Origin of the sequence: Mycobacterium sp., assembly GCF_035499775.1 — a bacterium.
Classification (GTDB): Bacteria; Actinomycetota; Actinomycetes; order Mycobacteriales; family Mycobacteriaceae; genus Mycobacterium.
Map to the genome: position 1 here is coordinate 1 of NZ_DATJYB010000603.1, position 5,291 is coordinate 5,291.

6 protein-coding genes and 1 pseudogene are annotated in these 5,291 nt (G+C 65.8%); 3 read left to right on the top strand and 4 right to left on the bottom strand.

Features of this window, described 5'->3' with window-relative positions:
- A partial coding sequence (locus VML93_RS36425) for an amidohydrolase family protein (RefSeq protein ID WP_325618412.1) occupies positions 1-934 on the top strand: 934 nt, incomplete at its 5' end.
- A gap of 9 nt (positions 935-943) precedes the next feature.
- On the opposite strand, the pseudogene VML93_RS36430 reads toward VML93_RS36425, so the two are convergent.
- The 3 genes and pseudogenes from VML93_RS36430 to VML93_RS36440 form a co-directional block, all read right to left on the bottom strand.
- Positions 944-1,692, bottom strand: a pseudogene (locus VML93_RS36430) (cutinase family protein).
- 130 nt (positions 1,693-1,822) lie between these two features.
- Positions 1,823-2,215 carry a hypothetical protein gene (locus VML93_RS36435; protein ID WP_325618419.1) on the bottom strand — a complete coding sequence of 131 codons (393 nt, stop codon included), beginning with the start codon at positions 2,213-2,215 and terminating at the stop codon, positions 1,823-1,825.
- A gap of 140 nt (positions 2,216-2,355) precedes the next feature.
- Entirely contained in the window at positions 2,356-3,279 is a 924-nt protein-coding gene (locus tag VML93_RS36440) for a metal-dependent hydrolase (RefSeq protein WP_325618414.1), read from the bottom strand.
- A 424-nt stretch (positions 3,280-3,703) separates the two neighbouring features.
- On the opposite strand from VML93_RS36440, the gene VML93_RS38790 reads away from it, so the two are divergent.
- Both VML93_RS38790 and VML93_RS36450 read left to right on the top strand, forming a co-directional pair.
- On the top strand, positions 3,704-4,075 hold the full coding sequence (locus VML93_RS38790) for a helix-turn-helix transcriptional regulator (protein WP_414686538.1): 372 nt from the start codon (positions 3,704-3,706) through the stop codon (positions 4,073-4,075).
- Between the two features lie 83 nt (positions 4,076-4,158).
- Positions 4,159-4,302: a hypothetical protein gene (locus tag VML93_RS36450; protein WP_325618416.1), complete on the top strand. Its 144-nt coding sequence runs from the start codon at positions 4,159-4,161 to the stop codon at positions 4,300-4,302.
- Positions 4,303-4,430: 128 nt separating this feature from the next.
- On the opposite strand, the gene VML93_RS36455 is transcribed toward VML93_RS36450, so the two are convergent.
- Positions 4,431-5,099 (bottom strand): helix-turn-helix domain-containing protein, encoded by a 669-nt coding sequence (locus VML93_RS36455; RefSeq protein WP_325618417.1) that lies wholly within the window; start codon positions 5,097-5,099, stop codon positions 4,431-4,433.
- Between the last annotated feature and the right edge of the window lie 192 nt (positions 5,100-5,291).

The window sequence follows — 5,291 nt, forward strand, 5'->3', positions numbered from 1 at the left end:
CGCCCTGATTCAGATCGACCCGGCGCCCCAGCTGTGGCGCGAGCAGCTGGAAGTGTCGGCGGCCGCGCACGCCGCCGGAAGCCGGCTGTATCCGCAGATTGCCGCGCGCCCATTCGGCATGCTGTTCGGGTTCCCGGGACACCACGCCTTCACCCACCGCCCCGCCTATCGCAAGCTGCGTGCCGAGCTCGGACCCGCGGAGCTCGCGGCTCGGCTCGCCGAGCCTGCGGTCAGGACCGCGATCCTGTCCGAGCCCGATCTGCCGGTCGACAAGTCGGTGCTCTTCGACAACATGTTCGCGGTGGTTCAGCATTCACTGGGCCGGTTGTACGCGATCGGCGACCCGCCCGACTACGAGCCCACAGCCGAGCGCACCGTTGCCGCGATCGCGCGTGAGCGCGGCGAAGACCCGCTGGCCACGCTCTATGACCTGATGCTCGAGTCCGACGCGACCGCAATGTTGTTACTGCCGCTGCTCAACTACAGCGACGGCAACCACGACGCGATCCGCGAGATGCTCACTCACCCGGCCGGTGTCGTCGGTCTCTCCGACGGCGGCGCACACTGCGGGATGATCTGCGACGCGTCCTACCCCACCTATCTGCTCACCCACTGGGCACGAGACCGTCACCGCGGCGAGCGGCTCCCGCTGGAGTATGTGGTGCGCAAGCAAAGCCACGACACGGCAGAGCTTTTCGGCCTCACCGACCGCGGCACGATCGCGGTCGGCAAGAAGGCCGACATCAACGTCATCGACATGGAGGCGCTGACGCTGCACGCCCCGCGGATGGTGTATGACCTGCCCGCCGGCGGGCAGCGCTTGATGCAGCACGCAAGCGGCTATGCCGCCACGGTGGTCAGCGGCGTGGTAACTCGCCGCGACGGCGTGGACACCGGTGCGCGCCCGGGCCGTTTGGTGCGCGGCGCCCGGTAGTCGAGCGCCCTACACGCCGGTCGGGACCTGACCCGGCGGATGAGGCGGACCTGTCAGATGGGGCGCAGCAGGCGGAGTGGTCACCGACTCCGGCGCCGGACTGATCGGGAGGTGACTCGCGGCGAAATCTGCCGGCTGATCGACCATCCCCGTCTCCATGTATTGGCCATGGGCGAAGAAGTCTCCCGCGCCAGAGCACACCGGGTCGTTCGGAACGCACAAGTCGATGGTTTGGCGGCGTAACCGGGGCCGATGGCGATCGCCGGTTGGCCGATCGTGTTCATGAATTGCTCCGACGGCTTTCCGAACAACGTGACCGCGGCGACGTGGTCGGCCACCGCCGACGGCATCGGCTGCGGGATTGCCACAGCGTGTGCCCCATCCGGCACCCGGTCCGCGGTGACGAAGCCCATCACCGCGGCGCCCTGGGAGTATCCGCCGAGCACCATGCTGGTCTTGGGACAGCTCACCGCCATCGATTCGATATGAGCGCCGGCGTCATTGATCCCGTCGAGAGCCGTCGGGAAATCAGTGCTGGCCGGATAGTCGACCGGGTACACCGCGAGCGACCGTGCGCCTGCGCGCGCCCGCAGCGAATCGACGAATCGCTCGCCGACCTCGCCGAGGCCCGGCGGCTCCGAGGTACCGCGGGCGAACACAACTTCGACATCGGGGCACGGCTCGGCTGAAGCCGGAGCGACGGGTGCGGTCAGCACAACCCACGCCGATGCGACAACGCAACCGAAGAACCTGCAGATGTGGTGGAGATCCACGCTCCAACGCTGTCACATCCAGATAGCGGATACCTTATGAATTCAGCCAGGATGCCGTCCAAAAACGCTGGTGGCATGCGGGTTTCGACCGGGATGGCAGAGCCTCGGCGCCGGGCTACCTTCGGTGCACCAGCGAAACCGCGGAGCGAAGCATCCCCCGGACCGCGTAGACGGCAGCCACCACCGACAGCAGGATCAGCACAACGAACGTCGGCAGCCAATTGGTCCGATTGTGGCTGACGTTCCACCAGACGACGGTGAACAACACCGCGCACAGAAATAGCACGAAGTCTCGCCAATTGCCGCGGTACGACTCCGCGGCCTTGCGCAGTTCGCGGGTTTTTTCGGTGGCCTCGATCAGGTCGTCGATGCGCGCGTCGATGCTGCGCTGCAGGTTGGCGCGTCTTTCCGTGTCATCCGGGGGGAGCCGATCGAGCAGGTCCATGTCCTCCTTGATCAGGCCTCGGAAGTTTGGGCCCCGGAATTGTCCGGCGGCAAAGGCCAACATGGCGCCGCCGAAAACGGGTGCGGCACCCAGCGCCGCGGATGCAAAACCGACCACGTCCGCTCCTCCTTCGCATCGTCCTCAACATCGCTCCGTTGAGGATTATCGAAGCTTAGGAGCCGATCGACATCCGCGGCGTGTGTTTAGTCGGTGCCCACGCCGACCGTGTACCAGCGGGCGGCCACCTTGGGGTTCTCGTCGTACCTCTTGAACCAGCGGCCGGCGAATTCGGGAAGCCTTTCGAAATTCGGGTTGTGCTTTGGCCCCTGCGACCGGATCAGTCCAACCAGCATCGCGCCGAACTCGCGCCGCGGCACACCCGCGTAGGTGCCCTGGCCGGGCGCCTGGAGCTCGTGCGCGGCTTTGATGGCATCGCGAAATGCCCTGACCGACAACCCATTCGGGATGAGGCGGCCAAAGTCACCGCCGTCCTCTTTGGGCACGTGCCGCTGGAACCCGGTGGAGATTATCGACAGGATCTCACCGATGTGTTTGACCACGCCGGCGATGGTCTTGACGCGGTACGGGTAGCTGCCGCGTACCGCGTCGTAGACGAGCAAGGCCGAGCTGCGGTGCTCGATCTCCTCGCAGAAATGCCAGATGAACATCGACGCGACCCGCTCGTCGCCGGGCCGGAACAACGTGTCTTCGTGGTCGAGGAAGACCTTGAAGTAGGGCGTGAACGTCGCCTCCACCACCGCCGGGTAGGCAAGCCGCCAGGCCAGCGGCTTGGTGGCGGTGAGGTGGTCGAAGGAGGCGGTGACTTGCTCCATGGTGTCCTGCAGGCCCGGCCAGCGCCGGCTCAGTGCCCTGATGTGGCTCTGGTGGGCCGCCGAGTGCTGGGCCTCCTGGCGCAGGTAGGCGCTGGCCTCCTCGGCGTCCTCGGGATTGCGCATCAGGGGTATCGCCTCGCGCGTCGCGTCGACGATGAACTTCTCGAATCCCGGCGCGAAGAACGAGATGACGTTGCACTGCATGCCGAACGCGGGGCGCTGCGGTTGCCAGTGGAACGGGACGTCGTCCCCGGCGAAGTCGAAGCGAACCCGCCTTACCTGGAGATCTGTCATCGGTGACACCTGTCTTCCGGATTCCCTGCCGTTGACAATACACATTATTAACTCTGTATGGTGACCTTGGCAACCCGGGCGCCGGGGTTCGCGCGGTAGCGTCGGAGGCCAGCGAAGCCGCCTGGCACGGCTTGCGCGTGGCGCAGCCCGAGTTGGCCGACGCGCAGCGCGTCTTTTCGATTGAAGTCGCTTTGGCGCGTGGCGATCTCGTGATGGCAGCGCTACTGGTCCGCGCCCGCGTGGCGTCGCGGAAGGCAGGCCCGAAGATGGCGAGCGCGACGCTCAAAGGCGCTGGTTGGCGCGGCCAGTGGCGGCACGCACCTGACGGTCCCGGACATTCTGGAATGCCTTGCGGGCGTGGGTACCGGCGACGGTAACCACCGAGAGGCAGCACGCTTGTCCGGAAGAGGCGCTTCGTCAGCGCATGGGCTTGGTGCGCTTCAAGATCCACGATGCCGCGTATGAGGCATCGGTGGCCCGGCTGCGAAACTCTATGGAAGAGGCCGCTTTCGACGCCGCATGGACCGAGGGCGCCGGGCTATCGATGGAAGAAGCGATTGCCTACGCGCAGCGCGGCCGCGGTGAGCGCAAGCGGCCCGCGAGCGGCTGGGCGTCGCTCACGCCGGCTGGGCGCGACGTCGCGCGACTCGCTTGCGAAGGGCTGGCCAATAAGGAGATTGCGACGCGGCTGTTCGTGTCACCCCGTACCGCGCAGGCCCACCCTTCGCACATCTACACCAAACTCCGCATCGCATCCCGGGTTCAGCGGGTGCAAGAGGCAGCCCGCAACGCCTGAGTTCCCCTGCCGATTAAGGTGTTTGTGGAGTGGTGGTTTGTGGGGTGTGATGGTGATGGGCGCCGGGGCAGGTAATGCGGGGAATGCAACCGCAGTTGAGACCGACGACGCAACCGCCGCCGCCGGCCGGCTGCACGGGCAACGCGCCGCCGGGTGGAGCCACCGGAGTCCCGCGAACCGTCGGCGTCAACGTCACACTGGACGAAGCGCTCGCCGAGGTGGTGTAATCGCCGATTCCGCAGCCGACCGCAAAGACAAGTACGGCCGCACTGCCGCCGACTGCCATCGCCAGCTTGCTTCTCGTCGCCACTACTCAACTGTAATGGCTGATCCGCCGATACGCCGTTTATGCGGATCAGGACGCCGCGGAAGGCCGGCGTCGGGTTCGTGGGTCGGGGCTGCGGAGTGCCTCCATCGCGCTCGCCATCTGCGGATAAGCGATCGCGGGTCCAATCCATCGGGTGAGGTAGCGGCGCAGATCCGCGCCGCTGCGAGCCGGCTTACCTGGGTCGACAAGGAATGAATGCAGCACCCGAAGGCAGAATTCGGACAGTTCTTCGATGCCTGCCTCGTCGAATCCGTGTCGCTCCCAATCCACGTCGAAGCGGTGCAGCATTGACCGGCCGAATGTCAGGGCGGTTTCGGACATGATGGAGACGGTCTGGCCGCTGCGGTCGCGCTGGTGCAGCAAGAATTCGACCTGACTGTCGGCGGGCAGTTGTTCAATGGCGAACGCCACCCCTTCGATCATCGCGACGACCGGGTCGGTTATCCCTTTGAGATGGGCTGCCAAATGACTCAGAAAGCCGTCGGCCGACCGCATCGCGGTTGCCACCAGCAATGCCTCCGTGCCGGGGAAGTAGCGGTAGACGGTCTGTCGGGTGACACCGAGCGTGCGCGCCACATCGGCGATCCGCATCGCCGCGCCGCGCTCACTGATGATCTTGTCCGCGGCATCCAGAATGCGCTCGATGGCCTCCTCGTCGGAGGCCGGCGTATTGCCTGCCCAGCCGTGACTGCGCATGCTCAGCGAGCAGCGTTGTCGGTCATCAACACAGCTGGATCATAACGTCCCAGCTGTGAAAAGCATCGGTGGTGAGCCGATTTGGCAGGTCGGAAGGAATCCATGCCCCTGCGGGAGCAGTCCCCCGCAAGCGGGAGGTGCCCCCAGCAAAAGCACCAGACACGCCGGGTTATTAGGTGATTTTTCCGTCTG

What these genes read in the sequence shown, in the direction of transcription:
- VML93_RS38790 (WP_414686538.1), top strand. Translation starts at nt 3,704, where the DNA reads ATGGGCTTGGTGCGCTTCAAGATCCACGATGCCGCGTATGAGGCATCG.
- VML93_RS36455 (WP_325618417.1), bottom strand. Translation starts at nt 5,099, where the DNA reads ATGCGCAGTCACGGCTGGGCAGGCAATACGCCGGCCTCCGACGAGGAG.
- VML93_RS36435 (WP_325618419.1), bottom strand. Translation starts at nt 2,215, where the DNA reads ATGTTGGCCTTTGCCGCCGGACAATTCCGGGGCCCAAACTTCCGAGGC.
- VML93_RS36440 (WP_325618414.1), bottom strand. Translation starts at nt 3,279, where the DNA reads ATGACAGATCTCCAGGTAAGGCGGGTTCGCTTCGACTTCGCCGGGGAC.
- VML93_RS36450 (WP_325618416.1), top strand. Translation starts at nt 4,159, where the DNA reads ATGCAACCGCAGTTGAGACCGACGACGCAACCGCCGCCGCCGGCCGGC.